We start from the raw sequence: 26,860 nt of genomic DNA on the forward strand, positions 1-26,860 counted from the left end.
GCTCACCACCCCCTCAAGATGGCGTGGCATTTAAAGTTCACACACAAAACTTATAAATACAGCAATTATCTAGCTCGATTACTAGCGTATCTATTTATATTTCACTATATTTTTATATAATATGATGTCAAAATGATGTCATATATACATTTATATTTCTCGGATAGAATAGTGGAGTCCAAAGAATTTGATAAGCTTCAAAACATTAGATCTACAATATCTCCTTGGGGCAGGAATCAGTAACGATTTATCGCTATTAATGTATACCGCCTTTACATTTTCTTTCCAAACAAATTCAGGGAAATGCTCAGCTAATCCCAAAACTTCCCAAGCCTCTCTGTCAACAGCAAGTATCCCTTGACCTAATTCCCTTTGCATGGAACATATTACGTCCCACGCTTCAGCATAGTTCGACACGGGCACTGGGTCCCTCATAAAATGTGGATTACAATTAAGAATTTTCAGCATTACTCCCACCTCCTATTATTACCCTAATTACACCATATTTTTAGATTGTATGCAATAAATTAAATATAAAAAAAAGACCTTACCAAGTTATATCCTGGTAAGGTCTTTTATATAGTCAATCCATGAGTCCACCTGCTCATGCTCAGGAGATGTATGGATCACCTCTCAGTCATCGACGAATTGCACCTGCCAATCCAAATACACCGCTTACCACGGCCCATGTGTCACGTTGCCGTTTAAGGCGCTGTTCGGTTCGTTTGTTGCGTTTGATTTGTTCTGTCAATTCTTCTAATGAGGTCGAGGCTTCGTTCAATTTCGCTTCTTGCGTTGTCAAGAGATTGGAGGCTTTCGTTAATTCTTGCCCCTGTTTCTCGTTGATTGCTTTGAGCGCGTTCAATTCCTTCGTCCGTTCTTCGTTGATAATCTTCAATTCTGTTAATGCTGTTCCCTGCGTCGCGGTTAAGCTGTTGGCTTGCTGCAATGCTTTCTCGGAGTTGTTGATTGAGCTTTCTGCTTTCATCAAGCGCCCTTTGAGTTCGTTCCAACTGCTCACGGGTACGCTGATAGTCGGCTCTTGTGTCGAGGTACCCTCCGATGAGGCTGCATGCGAAATAGATGGAAATAATGCTAAGCACACCACAAATAACACGCTTAAGAGTAAACGCAGATATAACTTTGTTCTTGATAGTTTCATACATGGTAACTCCTTCCTAAATTGTACTACCCCACTGAGCACCCCACCATCGAGCGGTGCCACGTAACCAGTCACCACCACTCCATCGTTCGTCGCCCTCATGGCACACCAAGAGGTCCCATCGGTCAACGTTGGAGTCTGGGCCGTACGTATTATTTGGATAGCCCGTCGGATCTAAATAATAGAGGTCCAAGCCGTCCCGATTATCTGCTGCTTCGGCGTGCGTCATCTGATGTTGTAGGTCAAGTGGCACACCTGCATTAATAGTAAGCACCGCCATAATTTGTGTCATAGTGGCCAACTGTTCTTTTGTTGGTGGTTCACTACCTAGGTTATTTTCACTGACTGCATCCCAACACGCTTCAATGGCAATGCCTACAGCGTTACTATTGCGCATATAGGTGTGTTCCTTATAATCGGTTAAGGTCTCTATATCGGTCCACATTGTACCTGCTCGGTCGATGTTGATATGGTAATCTGTGAAGTGCTTACCACCTTTTACCCCTGTCCAATGATAGTACGCCTTTTCAATTTGGCCATAGGCATCTAGCGCTAGGTCTTTTAACTCGTCCATTGTAATTTGTCTAAACATTTATTTCCCCCTCTCGTCATGGTTAATATCATCCTCTAATTGTTGTATGCCAGGTCTGTTCATAGGCAATGTATTTGGTTCCTCAAGCTTATCTGGAATCCCGTTATGGTTCTTATCGATGAACATGCCACACAATCCAACAATGGTCATAAGCACTGATGGTACGAATATATGGTCAATTATAAGAATACCCTTATCGATAAGCTGATTCGCTTCAGGGGATACATACCCCTTAATCGTCGATAGCACATACTGGGCAACGACTAATATCATCGGTACTAGCATGACGAGGACCAATGCCCTCGTTGCTAATACACCTGTTGGCCGTATGCCAGCTATTCGAATGGACTTATATGACCGCTTAATGCGGTTAATAATCGCTAGCTTATCCATTACCCCTCCATGCCTTTATGATTTCAATCGTATATTGAAATATTTTTCCTATATCAATTAGGTCATCTTCAACCATTTCACGTAGGTTTTCAATAATAGACCAACACTCAGCGAAGAATGGTATCAGCATAAATGCATAAGAGAATATATGGTCTAAGAATAGATTGGTGTTTGGTATTGGGATATCAGGTAATGAAATAAATACAATGGATAGTATCATCCATGCCGGATATTGTATGCATAGTTTCTTTAATAGATCACCTCTAAGGCGCTCACTCATTAAATATCTACGCCGTTCACCGGTAGTTTCATCGATATACCTACCTTTTCCCCATCCATACCAGGTCAATGTTGTTAGTAGTGTAACAGGATTATTAGGCCTGTGATTATCTTTGTTATACCGCAACACTTCTGCAGCAATCCGCTGTATTGTGTCCACAAATAACAATGTAGTGGTTAAAATAATCACTACCCCCATACTGACTATATGTTCATGCGATATACCACTGATGAGCATGATTAAAATATCATTAAGAATATCCATTCACTCCCCCATGCCCTTATGATTCTTCATCTAAAGCCATTAAATCATTGTGCACGCATCCTTCTGTTGGACATGTACCGTCATCGTTGAGTACTTCCCAGCAGTACTCACAGAATTCCATAACAGGAACTTTGCTATCACCGATATATTTAGGCATATTATTGCACCTCCTTAATTCGTGCGACCATTTCGTTATTCAACTTGATATATTGAGTGCTAATTGCATTAGTAGGTTTTCCCATAAGTAGCAATCTACGTTGCGCTTCTTCTAGCGTTTTGAAGCGGGGTTCATATTCAGCTTTTATAGCGTTAATCTTATCTTCCTTTGTAGGAACATACGGATCAGGCTCAATAAATTTTCCGTTTACATACAATTTACCGCTCATAAATTCATCTAGCATACTGTCACCATCTGCAGAATACACATATTGTGCATTTGGATAATCGTGTTCAGCTTGCGCCATAATATCATCACGGCTCAACGTGTTATCACACAGGGATGTAATACGCTCCCCTTTGTCATTTAAAATAAATACATATTGATTCATAGTAGCATCCTTTCGGAGGTGAAATTATGCGCCGTTACGCCGTTATACTAAAACGTAGACAACGCAATACCATTACATTAAGGCAACTATTTAACGAGTGGTTGCCTATTCACTCACAAGCTATTACTAAGAGTGTCGTTAAGTCTTACCATATTGCTTTTAAACACATATCCAACATAGCGGATATGCCTATCACGGATATTCATTTTCAGCACCTTCAAAATGTGATTAATTCCATGCACGTAAAAGGACTTTCTTACTCATCATGTAAGAAAGTCCGCACGTTACTTAATCAATTATTTAATTACGCAATCATCCAAGATTACCCTATCACTAATTACGCCTCACACTTAAATCTAGGGCCCAATATACCAATGATTAAAAGAAGAGTATTCACTCGCCAACAAATCAACAAATTATGGGCGATAGATAATTCTTATTCCCAAATGATTTTAATGTTGCTCTACACCGGGCTCCGTATCGGCGAGCTACTTAACTTACGTAGGCAAGATATCAATAGACGATCATTATACCTTATTGTGAGACACGCTAAAACAAAAGCTGGTGAAGGGCGTATCATTCCCATCCATCACCGCATCATGCCATTAATTGAGCAATTATACAACGATACAGACAATTATCTATTCACTATCAGCTACACATCATTTCGCAAGCATTTCCATGATATTATGAAACAACTTAACTGCAAGCATACTATCCACGATACCCGGCACACATTTGCAAGTCTACTTGATGCGATTGCGCCGCCTAACACGTTACGCGCATTGTTAGGTCATAAACAAGGCGATATCACTACCAAGGTATACACTCACAAAACCATTCGGGAATTACGTAAAACAATAGAATTATTAAAGTAACTCCCCAGTGGGTATTATTTAATGCTAATAATCAACCAAAGCCATGGACTGTGCGATATCCGATAGAGTTCAGTAATAAAACTATCGCCGTTTCTGCAACAAGATATAACGGTGATTATTCATTTTCTGAAATCATTTTATCGACATCTAGAAATCAGTTGACGTACAAGGATAGTGATTATAGAGGGCAGCAAGGTGTTGGTGACCAGATTATGTTTCTGATTATAGGTAATTAAATTTTCCCTAGAGCGAACCAGTAATAAGAAGCAGCATATCTATCACTTGCCGAAAATACGGCCTTAGTGGTGTCGCTCTCAGTCACGGAGTTGGCAAAATACCTAGGGGTATCTGAGCCAGACCAGTACGCGTCAATAGCGTTCGCCATGAATAAAGTTGTAAATTTGATAGGGAATCGTACCTCTGTCTTAGCTACATTATCTTGGCCGCCTATTCCCCACTGGGTATTAAGATAATCCGACGGCTATCCACACAAAACTTCCAGTATCTGCTCTGTTAGTTAAGAATCTGATTGCGGTTCTATTAGATTGAGAAAATCCACTGTTCCACGAAATAAAGCATTCCGATCCAGAAGTCGCAACACTGACAGAGTCGTCGGTGGCTAAGGATACCAGAACAGTACTGTTAATCGGTAGCGGAATATCTTTGTAGTACCTATTGGAATCAAACCAGGATATTCCCCACTGGATAGTGAAACCATTAGCGAACTTAACAAATCCTGCATTAGCATCGAGTTTGGATGCCACGATAGCACCTTGCCCCAACAAATTTTTAATTGTAACAAGTGTACTAGCAGGAGTGTCTTTCCAATTTGCACTTCCAAGGATTGCTTTGATTTGGTCTGTTATAGGAGAGTGAGATGAAGTAGATGAGTTATGCTCTTTAAGTTGTTCCTGATTAACTAGCGCCCCCATATTAACTGTGAGTGATACATTGCCAGTGTTACTAAACATCATTCCGATAGTTAGCTCTTGAGATACAACAACTGCACCCCCTTCTGCCGGCATTCTATCAGGTTCTGGATCCGTTAAGTATGCATATAGTATTTCGCCTTTATCGGGATCATTTGCAAATAGCCCAATTTCCGACATTCGAAAGGCTTCTGTTATGCCGCTATTTGTAATAAATGTATCAACACTTACTATCTTTCCTTCACGTTTAACAATAATATTAGTAGTCTCCCATTTAGAGGAGATTACATCTGTTAGCGCTAATGGATTTGTTGCATTAACACCACTCCCCACCTTTATTTTAGTAAAGGTTAATTTGGTTTGCCCTGCATTTACTTTTGCTTGAAGTGCATTACCGACATCAGTCATAATTGCATTTGACCATTCTGCCATATATTCCTCCTATCTAATACTATTATCGAGTATTACATTAATCTTTGTTTTTTTATTCTCAATCGCATAAGACGTCATATGCGCATTTAAATTTATATGCCATGCTCTGGTAAAATCGCATCTGATGTTTACTTTTTTAGATACTTCGCACCAACCTGTAAAGTACAAATTTTCTTTTATTTTGCGAATAAATTCAACACCATCTAACCAGGACCGTACATTTTTAGCAGCATTAATAGCGCGTACAAGCTTAGCTATATCTGCTTTACCTCTTAACGGTGCCGTGATTAGCGTAACCTTAAAATAGTACGGTTTTCCGCCATATTCGAACCATTCTTCGATTTTTGAATCAGAATATATAGTCTGTACGGCCTTTTCAACAGCATACGGCGTGCCCTTATGGCGGTGAATATCAATTGAGTTCTTCACCATTTCACGTTTAGTCTCTATCGGTAACCCACTATCATAGTCATCCACGTGTAATTGATACGCTAAATGATCAATTACACTCTCTGGTTCAGTATCAATAGACGACCATAATAGCAGAGTATTCGTATTCATAAATTCGGCCAGCATATCATCCCACGTTTTAGCAAGGGACTTAACTGGTTCCCTATCGATTGAGGACGGAAGATGCTCCGCACTAGTATACTTGCTATCAAGTATCATTCTTCCTCACTTCCTGCGAGCGCTACAGCGATTGTATTGGCTACTGCCACGCCGCTTTGTTCTGCAATCGGGGTAAATATAGGTGCCGTTACTTCAACGCGTTTAATTCCGGATACATCCATGAGCATTTGAACCAATCGACTGGGTACTATATCACGGCCCAATTTTGACTTTTGCCATATAACATAGTCATTAACTGCTTTATCTGCCTTAGCTTTTACCACCGTTGCATCGGCGCCTTTTTCAATGTAATACTTAGCGTCGATATTATATTGCGTAGTAGTAGGTGCTAATACAGTTAGCTTATCAGTCAGAGGCCTACGTTTCTTATCAGATAAATAATCCGTAATAGTCGTGAGCAATTCTTGCCCAGGAAGTCCTCCTCCTGCTAATAAGGGATAAATATTAACCTCACCTGGACGTGGAGAAGATACGCCTACATCTGCCACAAGGTGCGACGCGGACTTTGTAAAATACTCATACGCCCCTTCAGGGCCTGCCACAGAGAACGATTCTGGAGCCTCATGAATACGTTCGCGATACGATTCGTCGTCCTCTGTATCAGAACCACCTTCAGATAGAGTTATATTACGCATCGTATCCACATAAGCTATAGGATCAATAATTGTACTTATCTCGCCCGGCTTAAACCCATTGCCTCGCGCCCCGGCAATTTGTGCTTCTGCTTTTACGGATCCATTAAGTTGACCTGGTAGAATAACCAAATCCTCAACAGTAGCAAAATATTCGCCACTTCCAGTTGATATTCTAGTCCACTTTGGAATAATGACAGAGTTCGTGCGCACTGCTGACAATGTTGCTTGAATTGTTGTAGTCGCTTTCGTTGCCTTTAATCGCTCAACAGCAGCAGGAACAGCTCCAACATGGTCCAAGTTATCGCCTTCTGCATAGGCTAATAGATTTTGTTTAGCTGCATAATTTGCATCGTTCAATAATCGGATAATAATTTCCGAAATTACATTTAAAAATAAAGTAACAGGATCGCCCTCTCCCAAGGTTCGCCCTGTTATTGTTGTGTAAATATCAAATACCTTCTGTTGAACGTGTTCTTTATCTGTGTTAAAAAACTCAACATTAGGTAAATCAGATAATCTCATACAGTCACCATCACTTTCGGAATCAACGCCCCATTTTGTGTGGCGGTAAATGATATATCACTAATTTTGGCACGTGGTTCATACCGTTTAATTTGTTGGAATATGTCGTTAGATAGATGAGCTTGCGCCTGATGGATAGGCATATCAATAATGCGACCATCAATACCAAACTCCCTATCTAGTGGCACGCTACCACGAACAGTAGAAATAATCGTTTGCACATTCTGCAAAATCTCAGCGACTTCACTTTCAGGTGCTAGCGATATCCTATTGTCAGTTACTGGTTTAATTTCATACGTTGCTGACATGGCTAGAACCTCCTCAATATCGTATTAACTTTATTGAACTTCTGACCATATTGATTTAGCATGGACTTTTCTTCTACTGTATTATTATCCGAATATTCCTCAAGAGTTAGAGAAACCTCAATAGATTGAGTCTTACCGTATGCATCCGTGAATAAGCTATCCTCGCTCATAGACATGATGACAAAGTAGTTTTGACTAACAGGTTTACCACCGATAATAAACGGTAATACAGCCCCCGTATCGCGATAATTTCGCAATTTCTTAACAGTACTATCTGGAGATTGTCCAAGTGATGCAGAAATAAGAATCTTACATGTAATTTGTTCCACATCAGGTCCGCTAAATTGTTTGACAGGCTTTTCTAACATCAAATTGTGCTTTTCCCATCGAGCACTACCTGAACGCGTTACATCCGATACAGTAAGAACATTATCTAATGCGGTATAAAATACTATATCCGCCAAATAACCGATATACATCTATACCTCCTATTCTGGTCCTGATGTTGTAGAACCACCAGACACTACACCGCCATGCACATGATGAACTAAGGAAATACCATTGACCACTACATCCCCACCGCTTGAATTAATTGATAAAGTACCTCCAACATTAAGAGTCATATCTCCAGGAACAGTAAGCACACGTTTATTATTATCCGCACCGCCTGGAGTCGGATCCGCACTACTAAAGAATGTGCCAATAATGAATCCATCGGAAAACCCACGTCCGGACCGATTAGGCAACATAATGCACAATACCTGGTCATCAATAGCCGGCATCCAATAGTCCTTATCATGTGCTGCACCTCGATTAATGACAGATAATGGCGCCGTTACAACACCTTCTCTATCTAGGCGTGTAACAACGGCTTTACCTTCTTCAGGAATTGTACTTGAAACATTTCCAATAAATATCATATCCGCTAATGTGGATAATATGTCAGTAGCCATTTAAACACCTCCTTACATCAATCGACGTTGAATAATTGGCCCCTAATGTATGCGTTGCTTTAGTAATTAAATAATTACCATCGAACACCCCAAATCCTTCGAGATTAACCGTAACCGATGCCATAATAAGAGGATTACCAGGAAAACTAAAAGACATTGTATCGGCTTCTTTATTGGCTTCTCTTAGCTTCTTTTTAGCCAATCTCTTTGCCTCAGCCTTATCTTTAACCTGTTCATTAACCTCTAATACAGCAAGGTACGTGTGACCCTTACGGTCAGGATCTTCGAATGTATCCTCGATAACGGATTTCTTATCCTTATCTGTATATTTCACATGGCATGCTCGATATACTTCACGAGTTTTACTTTTGTACGAATAAGATAAGGCTCTAGTAATAATCAAAGGCGGTTGCTCGCCTTCCTTCGTCTGTACAGGTTGATATTGGCCACCTGGTCTACGAATTATAACTTTAGGCTTCACGTTTTCGTATTTGTAATCATCGAATATAATCAACTGTTCAGTGGATACCTTAAGAGAAAACCCCGCATCATTGCATAGTTTCTGCAAGAATGCGAGGTCTGATTCAGCACTTTGTGATGCATCTTTTAACGGTGGGTCAAAATCCGCATCCCATACTAGCTTTAATTTATTATCTTTTGCTTTCTCTGTAGCAATCGCTTTAAGCGTTGTAGTTTTCCACGATTTGTCTTTCTTTTTCTCCCGCAAGTCAGTACTACCGATAATAGCGACACCTTTGATTTTAACTACATCAGGAAGGCTACTGCCCTCGAATTCATCAATTTCAAATTTACCGATTGGCAACGTAAATTGTTCATCCCCTAATTTCTCCCATGCTACGGTATTAATTGCCACTTCTAGTAATGACCCTTTCACAGGGTACCAATCGCCGACCCATAGACGGCCCCTATCCTCTAATGAAATAGCCAAGTCATCTACAGTTCCTGAAAGGTTATCTGTGAAAGTTACATCAAGAAGGTATTTACTAATATCGTCGGTGATGTCCTTTGACTCCTTACTCCCCCAATGTTGGTAACCAATCGTACACCATGCCCGCCGTGCTAGTTTCGCTTGTGGTGTTAAATCTTTCTTCCATTTTTGGACCTTAGCTAGGCTCTTTTGTAAGCTCATATACTATCGCCTCCATGGTGGTAAGAATTCAGGTAAGGAATCAGCAGGAACATCTGGGCATGTTAACACAACACCTGCGGAAAATATCGCCGTATTACGATGTTTTTGGTTTGCTTCTAACAATAGATTAATGTATCGTTCGTTGCCATACACCTTATAAGCGATTAAATCCCACATATCCCCTTGTATTGTTGTATAACTAGTCATAACTTAACCTCCGTTGTCCGGCGGTATAGCTACGCATCATTTGTTCAAATTCACGCATTTTAGCGTCCAATGCCGACATAATATCATCAGTTGAACCATTACCAGCATTAATAACTGGTGCAAATGTAATCTGTACAGGCGCCCCACTATTACTAGATGAGGATGTCACAGGTACGCTAGGTGCTAATGATACAGTAGGCACTATAGCTGACTGCGCACCACCCACACCTAACATTCGTCCGGCCGTTTGCCATAGGTTCATAGCATTATCACTACCATCAATAGGTACAATTACTTCAGGATATCCAGCTTCACCAATCAATGCGACTTCCGGAGATGTAATCACACCACCATTAGCATACGCATTACCGCCTGCAGCTTGAACACCTACAGTAAAGCCACCATTAAATTGAGCCTTAATGCTATCCCATGCGCCTGAAATTGCATTAGATACAGCACTAGGAATTTGTTTAATCCAGTCTAATACCGCATTATAGGCATCACTTGCCCATTGGCCTGCGGCAGCTACGAAACTGGCTCCCGCATCAGCACATGCACTAGGTAAATTCATGATGAAATTAATAACATCGTTAACCAAACTACTAATCCATGATGTGGCCGTAGCATATGCCTCAGAGGCAAACGAAATAACCGCCGCTACAAACTCAGCGCCCAAAGTGATCATGTACATAGGTAAGTTAATTAAGAAGTTGTAGATATCATCGACCATAGCACTAAATGTAGTAACTGCGAAGTTATAACATTCAGTAGCGAATGATACAACGGCAGATATAACAGCAGTACCAACTTGTACCGCTATCTCTGGTAATCGCAAAATAATGCCTATTATGAATCCTACGGCCATACCAATATATGTTGGTAGGTTTAACCATAGATTTACATAAGCAATTATTGCCGCTTTCAATGCATTAAATGCGCTAAGGCCTAATGATAAGAACCCATTAATTACAGCCATAATACCGGATATAATGGCACTCCATGCGGAACTTAAAGCAGAACATACGCTATCCCATATTGAACTCAATCCAGAACATACACTATCCCAAACAGATGTTAACGTGGCACAGATAGTATCCCAATTAGTTACTAATAGGTATATCACCGCAATAATCGCCATGATAGCGATTACCCATGGACCACCTATTAATGCACCCGCTGCTTTAAATGCACCCGTTGCCGTTTCTACACCTTTAAATGCCGTGGTAATTGTAGTAATACCTGATGCTAGTTTTGTAGCCGTACCATACAGTAAGGCTAATTTCAATCCATTAGTGACTACGGCGGCAATAGCTTCCTTATTATCCTTCATGAAGGTTACAACAGCTTGCAATACCGGTATTAGTGCCGGTAATATTTGCTGAGCAATCGGTATAAAGGCTTGTGCCAACCCTAATGCAACTTGCGTAGCTTCCGCTTTCAAGATGTTCATTTGTAGCCATATTTCATGGAGTGATTTAGGATCTATTCCGACGCCTTTGATTTGTGATGCGGCCGCTTGTGCATCTGCATAGTTCTCAAATACTTTAGTAAGCTCCATGCCTTTTGCACCTAGCGTTTCAAGCATGAATTCTTGTCCCCGGCCTTGTGCTACCGCATTTTGGTAACCTTTAGCCATTGCATCCAACTGTTGATTCATAGGCAATAACTTGCCATTGGCATCGGTTAAGGATACACCAAATTGACTGAGATATCCTTGCAAAGCTTCAGCACTTTTACCGCCACCAGCCAAAGTCTTATCCATTTTAGCGAAAGACTTTGCGGCCGCTTCTACATCAACACCACTTAATGTCATAATCTTCTTAAATTGTGCCGTTTCAGCGGTTGTCATATGTAATTTATTAGACAATTGATAAAGTGCTTCGCCAGCATTTACTACATTATCTATAATGGCACCAATACCAAACCCACCGGCGGCAACCATAGCGAAACTTGCAAGCTTTCCTGTAATACCACTTACCGCAGCACTAGCACCTTGCGCAGCTGATGCAGCACCTGCTAAAGGACTTGCACCACCCATTTTACTGATTGCATTTTGATGCGCCGTCTGACTTGCGATATTAGACCGTAACCGGGCTTGCCGTTGTAACATAGAATTCAGCTTTTGCTCAGCTGCAATTGCTGCGTTCCTATCGCTAACATTACCAGTCTTTTGCGATATAGCTTGTAGTTTTCTATATTGCGCCTGTTGATCTTTGATTACATTAGATAATTTATTGAGTTCCTGAGATGCTTTTGATACGGAGGAAGATAACCCGCCATCGAGTTTACCTTTAATGGCAATCGCCATTTCTAAGACTTTATTGGCCATTATTTTCTCCCTTTCATTGTTTTATTCTCGCGCTCGATACTATCACTAATGAGCCGAACGTGGACTATGAACTCATCCACGTCTAGCTCTCTAATGAAGTAGTCCATCGGTGTGCTAGTGTATTTACTACACGTAATTGCACACTCAGTAAAATACCGTTCTAGGTCTGTTATTTTTCGGAATTGAGCAAAAAATTCTGTACCTCTAAGCACACTCTAGTGAAATCGGCAGCCGGGAGACTATAAATATCATCCACTTTACATCCGCATACAGCAGCTGCTACATGTGCTTGATACGTCATGGATAATGCCGGAACTGTAATAGTTTTATCTTCACCCTTAGCGGACTTTTCGCATTTAATTAATGTGTACCCGCTGATGCCTTCAAATTGTAAGGAATGACCAGCTTTTACTAATTCAATACCTGTTTGTTCATGTGTTTCGTTCATAGTGTTATGTTTACTCATTAGTGATCGTCCTTTCTACAGACTAAATACCGAGTGCAGCACGAACATCGCCAAGGAAGTCGGTGCCATCAGAAATAGAATCTTTATAGGCGTATTTATCGATTTCACGAACTACCTTGCCATCTTGTTCGAGTTTCAAGTATGTAGTTTCGATTGTGTTCGTTGCATCGATAGTATTGCCAGATTCATATGTGCCATTTTCTTTAGATTTAGCACGGCCACGAATAACAGCACGTGTAGGCACGATTACATATTTATCTTTGCCACTATCCCAACATTGGATAGCACCACGTACTTCTAAGCGTACGCCACGACCACCTGTAAGGCGGTGTGTAGTTTCTGTTGGAGTGTTCCAAGTAAGTTTTGTTTCCATAGAGGAGTAGTGTCCAATAACTGGCGCTTCTACTTCACCTGCAATGCCCACACCTTTTACAGTTTGAGTCATTACAGATTCACTAGGTAATTCCACTTTGGCAACACCTAAACAGTTGTCAGAGCCTTCTTCGTATACACGGAAGTCATTAAGTACTTCCGGCACTTGATTGATAGATGCCATGATTAATTACCCCTTTCTATACTGTTTGAAATAGCGTTTTGAAATAGGAAACATCGTATTCAGAAATGCTTTCAATTTCTTGCGCTGGAATTGGAGGTGTACGGTATTTATGGAAGCGAATAATACCATTCAACAAATCTGTTGTAGGGTTTTCTGCTTCTTTGAATTCAATACGACCGCCCAAGATAAAGCCACGAGAAGTAAGACCGTTAAGACGGATTGTTTCACTATCAAGAATTGTCTTTATATTACGAGGCAAGATAGGCATATCCACTTTTTGCCAATAGGTTAAGATGAATGTTTGGTCATCCCAATCATTGAACCGGCGTACACAAATGAATGTATCCTTAACATCAGTTGTGCCAGGATATGCACCTGTATAGTTACCCCAAGATACCCAACCATTGATATTAACGGCCGTCATAATACCTTGAGAGTTCAATAAGTTTGCTTGCGAATGCGTAAGCATTACTTCCTTACCATTAGCTAAGCACAAGCCTGTGATATTCATAGACTTATTGGAAGGGGATAACGTAGGAATATCGCTATTGGATGCATCACATTTGCCAATAATGCCCATGATGTGCGTAGACATATGGAACATATAATCGCCATTGCGAACCATCGGCCAACATACGACTTCAGATTCACCTGTATAGCTATTACCTTTCTTCCATTCGTAAGCATCTGTGTATTTAACAACTTGTGTAGTATCGATATCTACCAAAGTAGTCGCACCAAACAAGTTATTAATAACACGAGATTTTGCTTTCATCACGGAAGCGACTGTAGGATGTTGAGAGAATCCAGGTGCAGCAATAAGACCAGGTACAATACCGAAATGATGATAGATTGTATCAATCAATTCAAAGCCTGTTGCTTTTTCATTACTATCTACACCGCCGATTACGTTTTTATAATCGAAGTTTTCTACATCGAGTTCATCGTATGTGAGGTCCAATGTACTTGCGGAATCGAACTTACCACCTTTGATAACAGAGATGATTAATTGATTTTTGTCATCAAATGCCGCCGTGTAATCTGTGTTGGCCACACCTGTTTGACCGCCACTAGATACTTGCAATGTGTTAAGCAATACTGCAGCTTTTACAATGCATTTCTTTTCTGTCAATGTAGCAGTTGTTGTAGTGGATTTCTTATGTTTAGCAGGATCCAATACGTTAACAAATACGATTGGAGCTACGCCATACAATTTGAATTGTGCGTACATTGCTTCACACAATGTGAAATGTGTCCAATCTTCAGAATAGCCAAGTTGTTGAACAGCTTCTTCCCAGCTATAACAGATGATTGGCTTATTAATTACTGCGCTAGGGTCTTCTGTAAGGTGTACAGGTGCAGTACCGAACACAATTGGAAGGCCGGCAGTAGTTTGGACAGGAGCAATTACAGAGGTAGCTTGCTCACTTGTTTTGACGCCATGATAAAAGGCCATTTACTTCACTCCTTTATAATTCTTCAATGCGTTAACATAGAATACATTTAATTGTGTGCCTTGTGTTCTCACATCAATCATTGCTTGGTTGAGTTCGTCCAGAGGCACGAATAAATGCATAAAAATAGGGTCTTCCGCTTCCGGCAGTGGTGCACCGTCGCTAAATACCATGAATTGATTTAACCGGCTACTGCGGAACGAAGGTCCAACATATACAACAGGGTTCATCGTTGTCTCCTATTCAATTACTTTATTATCCGTAAATATCTTGTTAAGATTTCTACGAATAACTGGAATGTACACTTCAAATTCAAGATATCCAACCCATTGAGGGTATGGTTGATCATCAGGAATTGTTGTATTAACGGTATTCTCCTTAATTTCATATTTAAGTGCTACTGGATTATCAGATAGTAACCGCTCACGCACTACCTCTAAGAGGTGATATAGTCCGACATGACCTTTTGTTAAGGCCTCGTCATAAGTAGTTACCAATACAGTAATACCTACCGTCGAACTATCCGCATCACTAACAGAATACGGATGCACTACTACCGCTGGACATAACTTGCGCTTATCTTCATTCTTATCCACCCTTGGTAAGAACCCGCTCCATACTCGAATAGGGCTCGTGGTAACATCACTTGTTTCATTTAGCTTGCGCAACTCATCCATGAGATAGGCGGCAATGCCGTCTGATACATCTAATGGTGTCATTAGTTACCTCCTAACGCACGCTCTAATTCGTGATATAGGCGCTTTTCATACATTTCCATGCCTTCTTTTTGCATGGCATTCATAACAGTTTCATTACCAAACATTTGCGGTAAGGCTGGTCCATATATCCCTTTTAATGGGTATCGGTCCTTGCCTTGGCGTTTCATGAATATACCAGATGCACTAACAAAGCCATTTGGTACCTTTGTTTCTGTACCTTTTTTAATAGACACAAACACACCTTTTCGTTTAAGCGATTTAATCTTAAAGTACTTTTGAGCGCTAGTATAACCACCTTTGACACGCATTTCTGTGCCATCATTCAATTTATTAATAGATACACCAGACTTTACGACCGATACACCTTTAATGGCGTAGATATTACGTAGTGCTTGCGTACCTGCTTTTCTTGCGGTTGTTGCAGCACGCTTAGATGCGGCTTGGCAGACACGTCGAACTCTATCTTCTTTTAATGTTTCCAGTGCTTTTTCAATTGTTTTCACTGCACTTTTATCAAGTTCTAGCTCAACCATCCGTCAACACCGCCTCTAGCTTCTGCTCTAAGTTCGATAGACACGAGCCCATCTTCTTCCGTTGCACTTTGAACGATGTACACATCATCATCTAATCGGAATACGTTTCCCTGTGATGGAATTTCAGGGATGTCCTTTAATTTGCAATACACAAATACAGACACCCCGTGTAATCCGTCATTTGATACGTGAGAGCCATTCGACAAGAATGACTCCCTCGCCGTTGGCGATTGGATAATCGCTTTAGCTACTGTGCCATTTATATTATGCCCTTCGGCGAATTCGTCTTCATTAAGGAATACATCGTCAATATCGCTTTCTAGGTAATCTCTAAATCGCATTATTTTTTCACCGTAACTTCCGCATCAACTTCAGGTAATTCCATTTCTTCTTCTGATTCATCTGGAACGACTTCCAATGGTTCCGGTACTTCGATAGGATCATCTTCAGCAGATTCAAACTTATCAGATTCAAGCAAGGACAACGCAACCGTTTCCTTTTTGATGTCGACTACTTCGCCTTTGCCATACATCTCGCCTTCATGTGCTAAATAACCCTTTAATACTCTGATTTTCATAAGTAGGTTACCCCCTATTTAGTCTTAATAGTAGCCCAATCGTCGATAGTTTCAGGAATCAATACGCAACGGGAGTATACAGACAATGTTAATTCTTGTGTAGCCTTATTAGCATAGTAGTAAGGTACATAAATGCCTGCATATGTTGTAAATTGATTGTCATCGTTGAGCAATGTTACTGCTGCATGTTGTTGACGGCCACGGCCAGGAACACCTAATACTGCTGCATCATCACCAATAAAGGATTTTACTTTACCTTCATCATCTTGATATGTTTCAAGGTATGCGTACACATCAATATTCAAAGACATGATACGGCCAACATATCGAACTTGTGGAGACAAGTATTCAGGAGCAAAACTGAACATAGACATGTTTTCGCGATTAGGAATTGCTAACATTTTGTTGATGGATGCATTATCAAGAATGTATTTTTCAACGTTTTTACCAACGACTAACACAGTTGGAACGATACCTGCGTTTTCTTGAATTTTTTCGGACGCCATTTTCAAGTCGCCATAAATGTCAGCACCCGCTTGGTCCCAAGTAGTAGTAGGTGTAATGTCTTGTTCAAATTCGAAATCAATTTCATCAACTTGAACTGTTTCACCATCGTCAGCATAGCCTTCGATTTTGCATTTACCAGTAGTAAGCAAATCGGCTGCCATTTTATTTTTACGATTAATAATTGTGCCTTGTAAGTAAGACAAATCTTCAGCTTGCATTTGTGCGGCACGTTGTGCAGGTGTCATTGTAGACACAATGTTTTCAGCAAATGCACGTTGATCAAGTTGTTCTGGGTCAATAACTGTACGAGGGCCCATCATAGGTGCTTCGTATAAAGCAATTTTAGATCCTGCACGTTTAACATTAACGCCAGATGCACCACGAGATACGAAAGGTGCTAATGTGCGACCACGTTTACGAGTTTCTACTGCGATTTTTTTAGAAGTTGCAACTGCTGGAACTTGTGGGAAGAAAGTATCAAGCAAGAAACTTGCCGGAGTTTTCATTCGTTCCACAGCTTGCATCAAGGAAAATGTATCTTTGAAATCAATTGCCATTATATAGTTCCCCCTATTTAATGCTAGTTAAGAATAAGTGAGCGTCCTTGAAGTCCGCTTCATGATCATTAATTTTGTAAGCTTGGTCAACTACCAATACTTCACGATTAAAGCGACCGGAAATGTATACAGTTAATACATTGTGTTCAGTAGTTGCAGTAGTATCAGATACTACGATACCCGCAGGCTTACCACTTGCGATTTTTTGGAATGTACCAGAGTTGTTTTCAAGAACTTGGCCACGTTTATAATCGCCGGCTGCTACTTTTACATTTTGAGTTAATACCGGTACGCCGCCACCACCTAATAGATAATCAGCTGCGACACCATTTACTTGTTCGAAATATGCCATTATTTACCGCCTTTCTTAGCATTCGCAAATGCTACGACTTCATCAATTGCACTAGCTTTTGCTACCGCATCGTTGATTTCTGGTGTAGATGCACCTTGAGGTGCCACTTTATCCGCACCAGATTCCATTTGATCAATAACTAATTGTCGGATTTGGTCAACTACTTTGTTATCACTTGCAGGAATATCAGATACGGCAGAGATGAAAGGTGTTACTTCATCTACTGTTTTACCTTCTTTAACAGCTACATCAACTAAACGATTGATGACTTCATTATCACCTTTTAACGTATTTAATGCTTCAACGCGTTCGCGTTCTGCTGTTACTGCTGCGTTTTCTGCAGGTTCATTTGTAGAAATACCGAGCAAACCTTTTAAGCTTGCCATGAATTGGTTTTCAGTCATAGGTTTCTCCTTACTTGTTAAAAATTGTTTGATTTTGGTTTCATTTTTGGCCGAGTATTTGCAAGATACTTTGTTTACGATAACCATTCCGTTATTCATAACAGCTTTGTCCGTAATCGCCGTATCTACTTCATCAATCAGGCCGTAGGACTTCGCCTCGTCCGCCGTTAGCCACGTTTCATCATCCATAAGTGTATTTACCTGTTCAGATGTCAAAACGTCGCTACGGCTCAAATAAACGTTTGCGATTGTCTGTTTAACACTCGCCAAATAGTTAGCCATTTTAGTTAATCCGTCCGCATCAAAGCTATCACCTAGAAATACAGATGGATTGTGAATCATGTACAGAGCATTACTTGGCATGATTACCTTATCCGCCGCACAGGCAATAATTGTAGCAGCACTTGCGCATAAGCCATCAATATGTGCTGTTACTTTGCCAGTATAGGCTTTGATCATATTGTGGATAGCTTGTGCTGCGAACACGTCACCACCACCAGAGTTGATGCGCATTGTTAAGTCATTACCATTACAACTAGCCAAGTCACTTGCAAATTCACGTGGTGTAATTTCATCACCCCACCAAGAGGTATCAGAAATATCACCATACAAAATCAATTCAGATTGACCGGTACCATCTTGATTTACAAAATTCTTAACAGACCAAAATTTATTCATCCTCTTCACCTCCTTTCGCTTCAGATTTAGAGCCAACGGAAGGATTTACCGCATCAGCTAGCCCCATGCCATATTTCTCCATGAGTTGCTTTTCAAATGCAAGTTGAGCAATATTTTCTTCAAGGTCTGTTCCTGTCATTTCGGCAGCTTCGCGTTCACGAGTGGAAACTCCATTCTCAACTCGAAGTGTACTACCATTCATATCCTTAACAGGGTCAAGGATTGACATAGTAGGCCCAAACCAATCAGCATTGCACCATGCTTTTCGAATCAATGGGTCATCAAAGAAACCCGGCGCTTCAATTCGTCCATTAGCTACTGCTTCCATTAACCATACCTCATAGATAGGTTGGCAAAAGTCACGAGCGAACCACTTGCGTCGTAGTTTATATTCTTCCCAAGCCTGCAACATTGCTGCACGGCTTGCAGAATACGAGGAGTTGAAGTTCTTCATCAATACTTCGTAAGGCTGGTTAAGTGCAGCACCTACTTGTTTGATGAGTTGAGTACTAAATACTTCAAAAGTAGACTGGGCATTGGAAGCATCCACGCTCTTTACATCCACACCTTTCGGTAAGGCATTTAATGTGCCAGGCCCTAAGTTGTACTCTGATACATCAACTACTGGTTCTGTTGGATCATCAACGCCATTATCGGCCAACATATCGTTTAATGATCCTGAGTTAGTAACAGCTTCAGTAAAGAATAATGCAAAATACGATTTAATAATTGCAGATGTGAGCTCTGCGTTTGTGTATCGATACACTTGCTTTAGCGTTTCAATAACTGGCGCTAAATAAGGTACCCCTCTATATTGCTCAGGTCTAGTATCGTTACTAATTTGTAGTACATTCGGAATACTAGTACGCTTTCCGTACGCTTCGACTCTTGCCCATGCAGTCAACAAACTTGTAATTGGCTCACCAGGGACTTGATTGGATACCCAGTAGGCTACAATTGCGCCGTCAGTATCAATTTCCACACCATTCAATATGCGATTTCCGTTATCCGGATTAAGCGCTTCAACGCCAGTTGGGTCCCCTGTAACATAGGTGGAACTGGTAAGTGGATTACTTACTCGATTCCCTTCAATTAACTGAAGCCGTAATGTATATGGCATATCTGGTGTACTTGGTTTACGTCTAAATACCGCAAAACTATCACCATCTGTGAGATATCCTTGATATGCTATGCTTTGCATATCATACAAATTGTTTTTTCTGTAAATATCACAGTCTTTTGATTCTGCCCATAAGTCGAACTCAGCTCGAACCTTGCGAGCCCATGCTCTAGCATCCTCTGCACTGATTCCTAAGATTTGAAATTTAGGTTTAGGGAATACATTAAGGCCTGCACCAACTGTATGAGTAGTGCTTGTATTAATTGCAGCTGTACCGACTGGCGTATTAATGGCTAAATCTGCGGATCTATCACGTAAAGTTGATAAATTCGCACCGATATCGGCCTTATAACCTAGTTTTTTAGGGTTATATCCCTTCAAAGATTTGTTATTATGAGAGGCCCCGCCCTCACTATATCCGCTATTTTTAGCCCTTGGAGTGCTTATTTTAGCGCTAAATTTCTTGTTTTTTCTCGCCATTTTGCTCTCCTAATCTCTAAAAACTACCCGTTTTGACCTGTTTACACGCCCATTATCAGTATCCATACCTGGTAATTTAGCGCCTCTTGCTACCAAATCATCAATCATTTTTCTTACTTCTGCTAAATTTGCCCTTGTAAGAGTCCGATTTCCGATAGTATAGCTTTGGCCAGTCAATATTGCTTCCTCAGCTTTGACGTACCACTCTAACCGTACGTCAATTAGCCTTGGCTTATTTGAATAACTAGTTGCCATACATCCTCCTAAATATCTGCTGCTTTACTAGCCCTTCGAATACGTTTCCGCATTTGTTTCTTTTTGGGAGTAGTCACTGTTGTAGTAGAATGTCCTCCACCTTTTACTACTTCCGCCAATCTATCCCAATCAGGATGGATTGAATTCATACACGCTAGGTTATATACACGTAAATCCAATGGTTCATTACGAACCCCTGCAGTAGGCTCCCATATTTCATGTATAACGCCCTTATGTTTTACTTTCTTCTTGTGTTCTGAGATAATTCCCTTGAAATATAGCTCGTCGTATCCTCTAGTGCCTAATAATTCTTCATCCAATGGGAAATGAAAGTACTTAGCACCAGGTTCTTCGATGGCCAATCTGTTCATTACCTGCTGTTTTCCATCATCAACACCCAGCATTACAAGTGGAATTTTGCTTCCAGAAGCTTTACCAATCTTATAATTTAAAGGTATGCCAGGTGTTCCAGCCGTACCTTTAATCGCGAATCGTTGCTTACTAAAGTTTTTCTCACAATATTCATACACTTTTGATGTGTAGTGACCGCCAGAATCGATGAAAGCACGTGCTACTTTAAGGCCTGTACCATTTTTAAAGTGATATATCTTATCAAGCACCGCATCAAGTGCATCCCATGTCGCATTATTATCAGGCTCTCCTAAGATTACGCCCTTACATATTCCCCAACACTCTTCACCATATCCCCAACCTGTAATTTCATACTCTAACCGATTATCTTGCGTATCGACGGCACCGGTTAGCAGTAATACACCATCTGGAAGATCTGCTCCATACTTCTCACGGCGTCTAATGAATTGTTGATAATCTTCGAAGGCACCTTGTTGTGCATATGATTCACCGAAGCGTGTATTCATAACTACCTTTTCACGAGTAGGGTCTCCTTTAGCCTCTAGCCATTCCCTCATGATGTCATTCCAAGTTAGCCATGGCGATGTAAATCCATTTACAAAAAAACTGCGTATGCCATTATGCAACGCAGCAGGGTTTTTTGATATATACTTTTGAGAAACTTTTCGCATTTCATCTTCTGAGAATGTAGACCCGCAGTCAGGGCACCGCCATTTTACATCGCTGACTATTACAATCTTCCGACCTTTAGCGTCCTTATGTTCTTCGGTTTCACATTCCATCTCGGTATGTCGTATCAAATGGTATTCTCCACAATTAGGGCACTCATGTTGCCATTCTTCTTGTGTTCCTGTTTGATACTCTACATCGATTCGTGAACTACCTTCATTCGTTGGTGTAGAAAATAAACCCATGACTCTGTTCCAGAACGTTGTCATACGTTTAGCAGCAAGGTCTACTGGGTCACCCTCTGTGCCAGCGCTATCTGGGAATCGGTCTACTTCGTCCGCAAGTAATACACGTACAGGGCGTGATGCCAACCCAGCCGGACTATTTGCACCACACATGATAAGACGTCCACCAGGAAAAAGTTTAGATAAAATTGTGTTCTTACCATCTCGTGTCTTGGCCCCGTCTTCTGATTTTGTTTCATAGAATACTTGTGAAAGTACTTTTGTATCACGGATCATCGGAGAGATACGAGACTTTGAATAATCTTGAGCTAATTCGATAGTCGGTTGAATCATCATGACTGCGCATGGGTCAAGGTGAGCGTATCGCCCGAGGACATTATTCATTATGTCCGACTTCCCGACCTGTGATGCTGACTTAACAACTACCCGATTTATACCAGGTTGCGTGAAAGCATCCATAATATCCTTTTGATATGGTGCTCTACTCGTTTTCCATCGTCCTGGTTCAGCAGAAAGGCCTTGTGATAGCATGCGATAATCATCAGCCCATTGGCTAACACTGGTTTTAGGTAGTGGTTTTAGACCCATTTTAGAGACATATTGCCACAATTCTTTTGCCGTTTTCATGCTATCACCTCCTTTTTTAAACTAAAAAAGCGCACCCATTTGTACGCTTAACCTTGTACCATTTATAGATGTAAACATCATAGCTATTAATGCCTGAGTTTCGACATCCGTATGGCACACTACCTCCATATGTTTTATGTCATGTGCTGATATATTTAGTCCTTGTCTATATTTATATAAGAATTCAGGCATTGCCTTTTCTATCATCAAATATAAATAAAAGGGAATTACATTTCTCGGTTGAATCACCACATATTTTGCATCAACTTGTTGTGATGTATCTAAATATAATAACTCCCCTTTACTTGCAGATACTTGCAAGCAAATACAACCCTCCGGATACATTTGATTCTTCTTAGGACGCCCCAGTATATCAGCAACTTCCGTAATTTTAAATTTCTTGTAATTTTTTAACATTACACAAACATCTTTTGAAGTAAATACTTCTTAACATCTTCTATTTTTTTTATCACAGCTTCTTGCTCCTCAATTGTACAAGCACTATCAGAAGATACCAAGAATTCTGTAAATTCTTTTACAAATTCATCATGCTCCTTCTGCGCGTCTGGATCCGTACAAACTAATAGCTTTAACATCTCCGCAATTTCTAAACCCAACGTCCGACTTTCTCGATTAATTTCGTTCAGTTCTTTAGCAAGCTGTACTGCATCTGGTATTTCTTCAGGCTCAAAGCTATCAATATATCTAGGTATATTCAAGTTATAATCGTTTTCTTCTATTTCAGAAATGCTAACTTTTCTTGAATACTTTTCAATATCAGAACGATTGTTATAAGTATCAATAACTTTTAACACATGTTCTGATGTCATTATATTTTTGCTTTTATCCTTAACGAAACCTTTTTGAGCATCGATAAATAATATATCTTTATTTACTCTATTTTTCTTAAATACAAGTATACATACAGGTATCCCTGTATTGGTAAATAAATTAGATGGTAATCCTATTACCGCATCAAGCAAATTGTTTTTAATCAAATTTTGACGAATATCACCTTCAGCTTGTCCGCGGAATAAGACACCATGCGGTAAAATATACACTGCTGTCCCGTTATTTTTAAGAGAATAAATACCATCTAAAATAAAAGCATAATCTGCTTTACTTTTTGGTGCTAATTTATACCCATCAAAACGTTCATCATTAACAGGCACCCACGATAGACTATATGGAGGATTACTAATAATCGTATCAGCCTTATATGTACCTTCATCTATACATACTTCTCTGATAATCTGTGGCGCTTGATTACTAATCTCCACCTTATATTTCGCTATATTTTCTTGAGTTAGTACATTTCGTTCTATTACAACAGCAGGTACTCCGTTCATTACCAAATTAAAAAGTAAAAAACATATCGCATTTTTAGAATATTCCTCAAGCTGTAATACTACATCTGGATTATTCTTATACTTAGCTAGCGAAAGACCGCCTATGCCAGCACATACATCTCTTACACAACCATTAGTGGATATACCTGCTACGATATCCATAACACTTTGAGGCGTATAGTCTTGCATATAGTTTTTTCTATCTGCTGCTTTTTCTTCAAATTCCTGTAATAATCCAGAATACGAATAACAACCACTCATATTCGCAATTAATCTTTCTAGTTTATTATGATCAAGCAACACATCCATTAATACACCTGGTATTTCATGAAGCTCACGAACAGATAAGGCTTTCATCATGCAATCTAATATTGTCATTTTCGCACTTCCTCCTCATCTGCATCATCGCTATCCATGAATAATGACGGCGTATATTCACTTAATTCTGATAATTTGTCCTCGATTTCTTGAGTTAACAGGTTATATGCTCCCTCTTTTGTTACATTCTGTAATTGTGGAGCCAGTTTTGTTGGCAATCCTAATAATTGTGTACGCAAATTCACAAGCATTTCTGTCATAACCTGTTCTACAGTATCTGCTGAGTACACTTCGCCGTTCATTTTGGCTAGCTTCAACTCAGCAATCTTGCGTTTCGCACGTTCATTCTTGGCCTTTTCAACCTCGAATATCGCATCATCGGAACTGCTTTCCTCTTCAGCAGAAGATTGGCCCTTATATTTGACATAATTGATAACGGATTTGATAACCAGAATTTGGTTCTTTTCATCCGTTGCTAAAACCCCTTCTTGGAGCAGTTGCGAAACACGTTGACGCGAGAGCCCAAGTGCTTTTGCCAGGTTCGACTGCGAGGCCGTTGCTGTTTTCAAATCATCTGTAATTTTCACTTATCAATCAGCCTCCTTTCATTACCTGTATCACTAGCAAGGTCATAAAAAAATTAAAATCTAGGCAATTTTTGGGGTCTCGGCCACCGCATGCTTTTAATTTTTGCTAGAAGGACCCACAAAAAAATTGCTCAAAAATTTAACAAAACACGGTATAATTTAAATTTATTTTTTTTATTTTTACGACGAGACATACGGAGCTCATCTTCGTGACGGTGCCGTGCTACTTTAATACACTCTTATTCTGCTTATATTTACCGCATTCCTTATGAACCTTCGCTGTTTTAGTTTTGATTAAAGAATGTGAGGGTGCATACGATTTACACATATGATCAATATGAATGCCATTCGCTTTACACCAACCCTTAACATTGTTTAAGCATCGTCTCTTTTCACAATACACATCAGTCAATCGTATTCACCTCGCCTCCTTAAATTTGCACATAAAAAGACCACCTAACCATATCGATTAAGTGGTCTTTTCATTTTAGTGTTCTAGGTTTCACTGTGTCGTTGAGAGATAGAGTATTTGTTGTCCCATTAACTCACACTATCATTATAAATTGTCAAGAATGACATGTCCATGACAGTTTTATGACAATTTTGTATTGAGCCCTATCACTCCCCAGAGAAGTACAGATAGTTCTTCTATTCCCCTTGCAACGTACCTATGAATAGTACGCACATCCGGTTTTTCAGGGAATGATTCAGCAATTTCTTCTAATGTTTCGCCATCGATATAATAACGTCGCACACATTCACAGTATTTAAACTGTTTCTCGCTGCACTTCTCAGCATAGATATCTAGCATGTTATTTACATGTCGCATCATTAATGCTGTTTTTTCCTTGCTTTTAACAATAGCATTTACCCTTACTATGCTCTTATCGTCAAACATATCCACCAGCAATTCATTGAGCCATATGTCCTCGGCTTGTGTCGAATCCGAGATAGCATTGTCTACATACGACTGCAGCTGACTATAATGCTTTAATAACTTGATCGTGTTGTGTCGAAGTTTACGACCAAGCTGTGCATTTTCTTGCTTTGCTAATTCATAGTAAGTTTTGGTTGCCACCTCTGTGGCCAACTTAGTGATTTTCTCAATATCATATTCATTCAAATATGTTTCCTCCTTTATCATTGATTTTGTGATTTAGTCCGAATTTGTTTATACCAACTTCATAAGAAATAATTAATATAATTAGTATTTACACTACAATAAGTTTGCCTTTGCTATTAACAGGGTACGATTTTGTTTCTAAAACCACATGACCTTTATTTTTATAGCCATATTTCTTTTCCCATTCACGGAATACCTTTGTTAATGCTGTGCTCAGCTCATCAAGATGTTCAGTCTTAACATTTGATAAATAATCACAAGCCCATTCAGCTATTTCATCATCAATATCATAATTGATAATGTCTTCAATCACTCGTTCTGCATCAACTTGTGGAGTATAATAATTAGGATGCCCTATTCTCACAACTCGTTCATATTCATCTGTGAGCCATGTCTCTTTTAAATCAGGTTCATACTCCATAAGATCATCGATAGCCTCTTGTATTGTATCTTGTGGCTCACCTGCATTTCCATAGTCATCGACCCAACACCATTTATCCTTATCTTCGACTAGCATCAATCTCACATCCAATCAATAGTTCTACACGTTCTTTAAAATTTAGTCTTGGCTCTTCCGGTTGATGAATAACATACTCTATTTTGGAACCGCCAAACATTTCGTCATACATTATAACTTCAATATCTTTGTTTTCTACTCTGCTCAAGGCTTCTTCTAACTCTTTAACAGTCATTTTATACC

39 protein-coding genes are annotated in these 26,860 nt (G+C 40.0%); 2 read left to right on the forward strand and 37 right to left on the reverse strand.

The window, feature by feature from the left end:
• Window positions 1–150: 150 nt before the first annotated feature.
• The 7 genes from E7L28_RS08730 to E7L28_RS08760 all read right to left on the reverse strand — a co-directional run bounded on the left by E7L28_RS08730 (window position 151) and on the right by E7L28_RS08760 (window position 3,239).
• A complete protein-coding gene (locus E7L28_RS08730; protein ID WP_077708171.1) occupies window positions 151–468 on the reverse strand; it encodes a hypothetical protein in 318 nt (105 codons plus the stop codon).
• A gap of 169 nt (window positions 469–637) precedes the next feature.
• Window positions 638–1,162: a hypothetical protein gene (locus tag E7L28_RS08735; protein ID WP_229055800.1), complete on the reverse strand. Its 525-nt coding sequence runs from the start codon at window positions 1,160–1,162 to the stop codon at window positions 638–640.
• Between the two features lie 16 nt (window positions 1,163–1,178).
• On the reverse strand, window positions 1,179–1,754 hold the full coding sequence (locus E7L28_RS08740; RefSeq protein WP_195395056.1) for an N-acetylmuramoyl-L-alanine amidase: 576 nt from the start codon (window positions 1,752–1,754) through the stop codon (window positions 1,179–1,181).
• Window positions 1,755–2,147 (reverse strand): hypothetical protein, encoded by a 393-nt coding sequence (locus tag E7L28_RS08745; RefSeq protein WP_278470796.1) that lies wholly within the window; start codon window positions 2,145–2,147, stop codon window positions 1,755–1,757.
• Window positions 2,140–2,691: a hypothetical protein gene (locus E7L28_RS08750; protein ID WP_316592036.1), complete on the reverse strand. Its 552-nt coding sequence runs from the start codon at window positions 2,689–2,691 to the stop codon at window positions 2,140–2,142. The genes E7L28_RS08745 and E7L28_RS08750 overlap by 8 nt, the downstream gene beginning before the upstream one ends.
• 16 nt (window positions 2,692–2,707) lie before the next feature.
• Entirely contained in the window at window positions 2,708–2,848 is a 141-nt protein-coding gene (locus E7L28_RS08755) for a hypothetical protein (protein WP_174892239.1), read from the reverse strand.
• Between the two features lies 1 nt (window position 2,849).
• Window positions 2,850–3,239 carry a hypothetical protein gene (locus E7L28_RS08760; RefSeq protein WP_077708167.1) on the reverse strand — a complete coding sequence of 130 codons (390 nt, stop codon included), beginning with the start codon at window positions 3,237–3,239 and terminating at the stop codon, window positions 2,850–2,852.
• Window positions 3,240–3,265: 26 nt separating this feature from the next.
• On the opposite strand from E7L28_RS08760, the gene E7L28_RS08765 reads away from it, so the two are divergent.
• Together E7L28_RS08765 and E7L28_RS09855 are read left to right on the forward strand one after the other, a co-directional pair.
• On the forward strand, window positions 3,266–4,117 hold the full coding sequence (locus E7L28_RS08765) for a tyrosine-type recombinase/integrase (protein WP_278470790.1): 852 nt from the start codon (window positions 3,266–3,268) through the stop codon (window positions 4,115–4,117).
• Window positions 4,108–4,353, forward strand: coding sequence for a gp53-like domain-containing protein (locus tag E7L28_RS09855; protein ID WP_462889681.1), 246 nt, complete (start codon window positions 4,108–4,110; stop codon window positions 4,351–4,353). Before E7L28_RS08765 ends, E7L28_RS09855 begins: the two co-directional genes overlap by 10 nt.
• On the opposite strand, the gene E7L28_RS09860 is transcribed toward E7L28_RS09855, so the two are convergent.
• From E7L28_RS09860 to E7L28_RS08910, 30 genes are all read right to left on the reverse strand, one after another.
• A complete protein-coding gene (locus tag E7L28_RS09860) occupies window positions 4,350–4,568 on the reverse strand; it encodes a gp53-like domain-containing protein (protein WP_462952870.1) in 219 nt (72 codons plus the stop codon). The two genes, E7L28_RS09855 and E7L28_RS09860, sit on opposite strands and share 4 nt — an antisense overlap.
• A gap of 13 nt (window positions 4,569–4,581) precedes the next feature.
• Complete coding sequence (locus tag E7L28_RS08770) at window positions 4,582–5,478, reverse strand: hypothetical protein (protein WP_316711604.1); 897 nt, start codon at window positions 5,476–5,478, stop codon at window positions 4,582–4,584.
• 9 nt (window positions 5,479–5,487) lie between these two features.
• A complete protein-coding gene (locus tag E7L28_RS08775) occupies window positions 5,488–6,147 on the reverse strand; it encodes a phage tail protein I (protein WP_316059515.1) in 660 nt (219 codons plus the stop codon).
• Window positions 6,144–7,265, reverse strand: coding sequence for a baseplate assembly protein (locus E7L28_RS08780; RefSeq protein ID WP_077708163.1), 1,122 nt, complete (start codon window positions 7,263–7,265; stop codon window positions 6,144–6,146). Before E7L28_RS08780 ends, E7L28_RS08775 begins: the two co-directional genes overlap by 4 nt.
• Window positions 7,262–7,573, reverse strand: coding sequence for a GPW/gp25 family protein (locus tag E7L28_RS08785; RefSeq protein WP_077708162.1), 312 nt, complete (start codon window positions 7,571–7,573; stop codon window positions 7,262–7,264). Before E7L28_RS08785 ends, E7L28_RS08780 begins: the two co-directional genes overlap by 4 nt.
• 2 nt (window positions 7,574–7,575) lie before the next feature.
• Window positions 7,576–8,052 (reverse strand): phage tail protein, encoded by a 477-nt coding sequence (locus E7L28_RS08790; RefSeq protein ID WP_278470780.1) that lies wholly within the window; start codon window positions 8,050–8,052, stop codon window positions 7,576–7,578.
• 9 nt (window positions 8,053–8,061) lie between these two features.
• Complete coding sequence (locus E7L28_RS08795; RefSeq protein ID WP_316580094.1) at window positions 8,062–8,526, reverse strand: baseplate assembly protein; 465 nt, start codon at window positions 8,524–8,526, stop codon at window positions 8,062–8,064.
• Complete coding sequence (locus E7L28_RS08800; protein ID WP_316711605.1) at window positions 8,516–9,676, reverse strand: phage late control D family protein; 1,161 nt, start codon at window positions 9,674–9,676, stop codon at window positions 8,516–8,518. The genes E7L28_RS08795 and E7L28_RS08800 overlap by 11 nt, the downstream gene beginning before the upstream one ends.
• A 3-nt stretch (window positions 9,677–9,679) precedes the next feature.
• Window positions 9,680–9,883 (reverse strand): tail protein X, encoded by a 204-nt coding sequence (locus tag E7L28_RS08805; RefSeq protein WP_060924349.1) that lies wholly within the window; start codon window positions 9,881–9,883, stop codon window positions 9,680–9,682.
• Window positions 9,876–12,212 (reverse strand): phage tail protein, encoded by a 2,337-nt coding sequence (locus tag E7L28_RS08810; RefSeq protein WP_287526554.1) that lies wholly within the window; start codon window positions 12,210–12,212, stop codon window positions 9,876–9,878. The genes E7L28_RS08805 and E7L28_RS08810 overlap by 8 nt, the downstream gene beginning before the upstream one ends.
• Window positions 12,213–12,381: 169 nt before the next feature.
• The gene (locus tag E7L28_RS08815) at window positions 12,382–12,678 is read right to left on the reverse strand and encodes a hypothetical protein (RefSeq protein ID WP_077708157.1); all 297 of its coding nucleotides are present in this window, start codon (window positions 12,676–12,678) and stop codon (window positions 12,382–12,384) included.
• A 22-nt stretch (window positions 12,679–12,700) separates the two neighbouring features.
• Complete coding sequence (locus E7L28_RS08820; RefSeq protein ID WP_038125816.1) at window positions 12,701–13,234, reverse strand: phage major tail tube protein; 534 nt, start codon at window positions 13,232–13,234, stop codon at window positions 12,701–12,703.
• A 16-nt stretch (window positions 13,235–13,250) separates the two neighbouring features.
• Window positions 13,251–14,690: a phage tail sheath family protein gene (locus tag E7L28_RS08825; RefSeq protein ID WP_077708156.1), complete on the reverse strand. Its 1,440-nt coding sequence runs from the start codon at window positions 14,688–14,690 to the stop codon at window positions 13,251–13,253.
• Window positions 14,691–14,918 carry a hypothetical protein gene (locus E7L28_RS08830; protein ID WP_077708155.1) on the reverse strand — a complete coding sequence of 76 codons (228 nt, stop codon included), beginning with the start codon at window positions 14,916–14,918 and terminating at the stop codon, window positions 14,691–14,693.
• A 9-nt stretch (window positions 14,919–14,927) separates the two neighbouring features.
• Window positions 14,928–15,407 (reverse strand): hypothetical protein, encoded by a 480-nt coding sequence (locus E7L28_RS08835; protein ID WP_077708154.1) that lies wholly within the window; start codon window positions 15,405–15,407, stop codon window positions 14,928–14,930.
• Window positions 15,407–15,940, reverse strand: coding sequence for a hypothetical protein (locus E7L28_RS08840; protein ID WP_077708153.1), 534 nt, complete (start codon window positions 15,938–15,940; stop codon window positions 15,407–15,409). Before E7L28_RS08840 ends, E7L28_RS08835 begins: the two co-directional genes overlap by 1 nt.
• Complete coding sequence (locus E7L28_RS08845; RefSeq protein ID WP_316711606.1) at window positions 15,928–16,281, reverse strand: hypothetical protein; 354 nt, start codon at window positions 16,279–16,281, stop codon at window positions 15,928–15,930. Before E7L28_RS08845 ends, E7L28_RS08840 begins: the two co-directional genes overlap by 13 nt.
• Window positions 16,281–16,517 carry a hypothetical protein gene (locus E7L28_RS08850; protein WP_316711607.1) on the reverse strand — a complete coding sequence of 79 codons (237 nt, stop codon included), beginning with the start codon at window positions 16,515–16,517 and terminating at the stop codon, window positions 16,281–16,283. The genes E7L28_RS08845 and E7L28_RS08850 overlap by 1 nt, the downstream gene beginning before the upstream one ends.
• A 14-nt stretch (window positions 16,518–16,531) precedes the next feature.
• Window positions 16,532–17,581, reverse strand: a complete 1,050-nt coding sequence (locus E7L28_RS08855; protein ID WP_077708151.1) for a major capsid protein — start codon at window positions 17,579–17,581, stop codon at window positions 16,532–16,534.
• 13 nt (window positions 17,582–17,594) lie between these two features.
• Window positions 17,595–17,933: a head decoration protein gene (locus E7L28_RS08860; protein WP_077708150.1), complete on the reverse strand. Its 339-nt coding sequence runs from the start codon at window positions 17,931–17,933 to the stop codon at window positions 17,595–17,597.
• Window positions 17,933–19,015, reverse strand: a complete 1,083-nt coding sequence (locus E7L28_RS08865) for a head maturation protease, ClpP-related (RefSeq protein WP_316592041.1) — start codon at window positions 19,013–19,015, stop codon at window positions 17,933–17,935. Before E7L28_RS08865 ends, E7L28_RS08860 begins: the two co-directional genes overlap by 1 nt.
• On the reverse strand, window positions 19,008–20,615 hold the full coding sequence (locus E7L28_RS08870; protein WP_316592042.1) for a phage portal protein: 1,608 nt from the start codon (window positions 20,613–20,615) through the stop codon (window positions 19,008–19,010). Before E7L28_RS08870 ends, E7L28_RS08865 begins: the two co-directional genes overlap by 8 nt.
• Window positions 20,616–20,624: 9 nt before the next feature.
• The gene (locus tag E7L28_RS08875) at window positions 20,625–20,870 is read right to left on the reverse strand and encodes a DUF6148 family protein (RefSeq protein ID WP_316592043.1); all 246 of its coding nucleotides are present in this window, start codon (window positions 20,868–20,870) and stop codon (window positions 20,625–20,627) included.
• Window positions 20,871–20,878: 8 nt separating this feature from the next.
• Window positions 20,879–22,783 carry a phage terminase large subunit family protein gene (locus tag E7L28_RS08880; RefSeq protein WP_316592044.1) on the reverse strand — a complete coding sequence of 635 codons (1,905 nt, stop codon included), beginning with the start codon at window positions 22,781–22,783 and terminating at the stop codon, window positions 20,879–20,881.
• A 21-nt stretch (window positions 22,784–22,804) separates the two neighbouring features.
• The gene (locus E7L28_RS08885) at window positions 22,805–23,200 is read right to left on the reverse strand and encodes a hypothetical protein (RefSeq protein ID WP_174892218.1); all 396 of its coding nucleotides are present in this window, start codon (window positions 23,198–23,200) and stop codon (window positions 22,805–22,807) included.
• Window positions 23,200–24,510, reverse strand: a complete 1,311-nt coding sequence (locus E7L28_RS08890) for an N-6 DNA methylase (protein WP_174892217.1) — start codon at window positions 24,508–24,510, stop codon at window positions 23,200–23,202. The genes E7L28_RS08885 and E7L28_RS08890 overlap by 1 nt, the downstream gene beginning before the upstream one ends.
• Window positions 24,507–25,037, reverse strand: a complete 531-nt coding sequence (locus E7L28_RS08895; protein WP_316592045.1) for a hypothetical protein — start codon at window positions 25,035–25,037, stop codon at window positions 24,507–24,509. The genes E7L28_RS08890 and E7L28_RS08895 overlap by 4 nt, the downstream gene beginning before the upstream one ends.
• 592 nt (window positions 25,038–25,629) lie before the next feature.
• Window positions 25,630–26,160, reverse strand: a complete 531-nt coding sequence (locus tag E7L28_RS08900; protein ID WP_316592046.1) for a hypothetical protein — start codon at window positions 26,158–26,160, stop codon at window positions 25,630–25,632.
• Window positions 26,161–26,248: 88 nt separating this feature from the next.
• Window positions 26,249–26,677 (reverse strand): hypothetical protein, encoded by a 429-nt coding sequence (locus E7L28_RS08905; RefSeq protein WP_316711608.1) that lies wholly within the window; start codon window positions 26,675–26,677, stop codon window positions 26,249–26,251.
• Entirely contained in the window at window positions 26,661–26,852 is a 192-nt protein-coding gene (locus E7L28_RS08910; RefSeq protein WP_316711609.1) for a hypothetical protein, read from the reverse strand. The genes E7L28_RS08905 and E7L28_RS08910 overlap by 17 nt, the downstream gene beginning before the upstream one ends.
• Window positions 26,853–26,860: the final 8 nt, after the last annotated feature.

Source organism: Veillonella parvula, assembly GCF_032575955.1.
Classification (GTDB): domain Bacteria; phylum Bacillota; class Negativicutes; order Veillonellales; family Veillonellaceae; genus Veillonella; species Veillonella parvula_J.

Excerpts from the sequence above, each read along its gene's own strand:
- E7L28_RS08740 (WP_195395056.1), bottom strand. The coding sequence starts at position 1,754 with ATGTTTAGACAAATTACAATGGACGAGTTAAAAGACCTAGCGCTAGAT.
- E7L28_RS08890 (WP_174892217.1), bottom strand. The coding sequence starts at position 24,510 with ATGACAATATTAGATTGCATGATGAAAGCCTTATCTGTTCGTGAGCTT.
- E7L28_RS08735 (WP_229055800.1), bottom strand. The coding sequence starts at position 1,162 with ATGAAACTATCAAGAACAAAGTTATATCTGCGTTTACTCTTAAGCGTG.
- E7L28_RS08845 (WP_316711606.1), bottom strand. The coding sequence starts at position 16,281 with ATGCGATTTAGAGATTACCTAGAAAGCGATATTGACGATGTATTCCTT.
- E7L28_RS08770 (WP_316711604.1), bottom strand. The coding sequence starts at position 5,478 with ATGGCAGAATGGTCAAATGCAATTATGACTGATGTCGGTAATGCACTT.
- E7L28_RS08880 (WP_316592044.1), bottom strand. The coding sequence starts at position 22,783 with ATGAAAACGGCAAAAGAATTGTGGCAATATGTCTCTAAAATGGGTCTA.
- E7L28_RS08765 (WP_278470790.1), top strand. The coding sequence starts at position 3,266 with ATGCGCCGTTACGCCGTTATACTAAAACGTAGACAACGCAATACCATT.
- E7L28_RS08820 (WP_038125816.1), bottom strand. The coding sequence starts at position 13,234 with ATGGCATCTATCAATCAAGTGCCGGAAGTACTTAATGACTTCCGTGTA.
- E7L28_RS08800 (WP_316711605.1), bottom strand. The coding sequence starts at position 9,676 with ATGAGCTTACAAAAGAGCCTAGCTAAGGTCCAAAAATGGAAGAAAGAT.
- E7L28_RS08875 (WP_316592043.1), bottom strand. The coding sequence starts at position 20,870 with ATGGCAACTAGTTATTCAAATAAGCCAAGGCTAATTGACGTACGGTTA.
- E7L28_RS08850 (WP_316711607.1), bottom strand. The coding sequence starts at position 16,517 with ATGAAAATCAGAGTATTAAAGGGTTATTTAGCACATGAAGGCGAGATG.
- E7L28_RS08815 (WP_077708157.1), bottom strand. The coding sequence starts at position 12,678 with ATGAGTAAACATAACACTATGAACGAAACACATGAACAAACAGGTATT.
- E7L28_RS08785 (WP_077708162.1), bottom strand. The coding sequence starts at position 7,573 with ATGTCAGCAACGTATGAAATTAAACCAGTAACTGACAATAGGATATCG.
- E7L28_RS08855 (WP_077708151.1), bottom strand. The coding sequence starts at position 17,581 with ATGGCAATTGATTTCAAAGATACATTTTCCTTGATGCAAGCTGTGGAA.
- E7L28_RS08885 (WP_174892218.1), bottom strand. The coding sequence starts at position 23,200 with ATGTTAAAAAATTACAAGAAATTTAAAATTACGGAAGTTGCTGATATA.
- E7L28_RS08730 (WP_077708171.1), bottom strand. The coding sequence starts at position 468 with ATGCTGAAAATTCTTAATTGTAATCCACATTTTATGAGGGACCCAGTG.
- E7L28_RS08805 (WP_060924349.1), bottom strand. The coding sequence starts at position 9,883 with ATGACTAGTTATACAACAATACAAGGGGATATGTGGGATTTAATCGCT.
- E7L28_RS08865 (WP_316592041.1), bottom strand. The coding sequence starts at position 19,015 with ATGAATAAATTTTGGTCTGTTAAGAATTTTGTAAATCAAGATGGTACC.
- E7L28_RS08760 (WP_077708167.1), bottom strand. The coding sequence starts at position 3,239 with ATGAATCAATATGTATTTATTTTAAATGACAAAGGGGAGCGTATTACA.
- E7L28_RS08780 (WP_077708163.1), bottom strand. The coding sequence starts at position 7,265 with ATGAGATTATCTGATTTACCTAATGTTGAGTTTTTTAACACAGATAAA.
- E7L28_RS08910 (WP_316711609.1), bottom strand. The coding sequence starts at position 26,852 with ATGACTGTTAAAGAGTTAGAAGAAGCCTTGAGCAGAGTAGAAAACAAA.
- E7L28_RS08750 (WP_316592036.1), bottom strand. The coding sequence starts at position 2,691 with ATGGATATTCTTAATGATATTTTAATCATGCTCATCAGTGGTATATCG.
- E7L28_RS08745 (WP_278470796.1), bottom strand. The coding sequence starts at position 2,147 with ATGGATAAGCTAGCGATTATTAACCGCATTAAGCGGTCATATAAGTCC.
- E7L28_RS08835 (WP_077708154.1), bottom strand. The coding sequence starts at position 15,407 with ATGACACCATTAGATGTATCAGACGGCATTGCCGCCTATCTCATGGAT.
- E7L28_RS08775 (WP_316059515.1), bottom strand. The coding sequence starts at position 6,147 with ATGATACTTGATAGCAAGTATACTAGTGCGGAGCATCTTCCGTCCTCA.
- E7L28_RS08870 (WP_316592042.1), bottom strand. The coding sequence starts at position 20,615 with ATGGCGAGAAAAAACAAGAAATTTAGCGCTAAAATAAGCACTCCAAGG.
- E7L28_RS08825 (WP_077708156.1), bottom strand. The coding sequence starts at position 14,690 with ATGGCCTTTTATCATGGCGTCAAAACAAGTGAGCAAGCTACCTCTGTA.
- E7L28_RS08790 (WP_278470780.1), bottom strand. The coding sequence starts at position 8,052 with ATGTATATCGGTTATTTGGCGGATATAGTATTTTATACCGCATTAGAT.
- E7L28_RS08795 (WP_316580094.1), bottom strand. The coding sequence starts at position 8,526 with ATGGCTACTGACATATTATCCACATTAGCGGATATGATATTTATTGGA.
- E7L28_RS08810 (WP_287526554.1), bottom strand. The coding sequence starts at position 12,212 with ATGGCCAATAAAGTCTTAGAAATGGCGATTGCCATTAAAGGTAAACTC.
- E7L28_RS08905 (WP_316711608.1), bottom strand. The coding sequence starts at position 26,677 with ATGCTAGTCGAAGATAAGGATAAATGGTGTTGGGTCGATGACTATGGA.
- E7L28_RS08860 (WP_077708150.1), bottom strand. The coding sequence starts at position 17,933 with ATGGCATATTTCGAACAAGTAAATGGTGTCGCAGCTGATTATCTATTA.
- E7L28_RS08840 (WP_077708153.1), bottom strand. The coding sequence starts at position 15,940 with ATGGTTGAGCTAGAACTTGATAAAAGTGCAGTGAAAACAATTGAAAAA.
- E7L28_RS08755 (WP_174892239.1), bottom strand. The coding sequence starts at position 2,848 with ATGCCTAAATATATCGGTGATAGCAAAGTTCCTGTTATGGAATTCTGT.
- E7L28_RS08830 (WP_077708155.1), bottom strand. The coding sequence starts at position 14,918 with ATGAACCCTGTTGTATATGTTGGACCTTCGTTCCGCAGTAGCCGGTTA.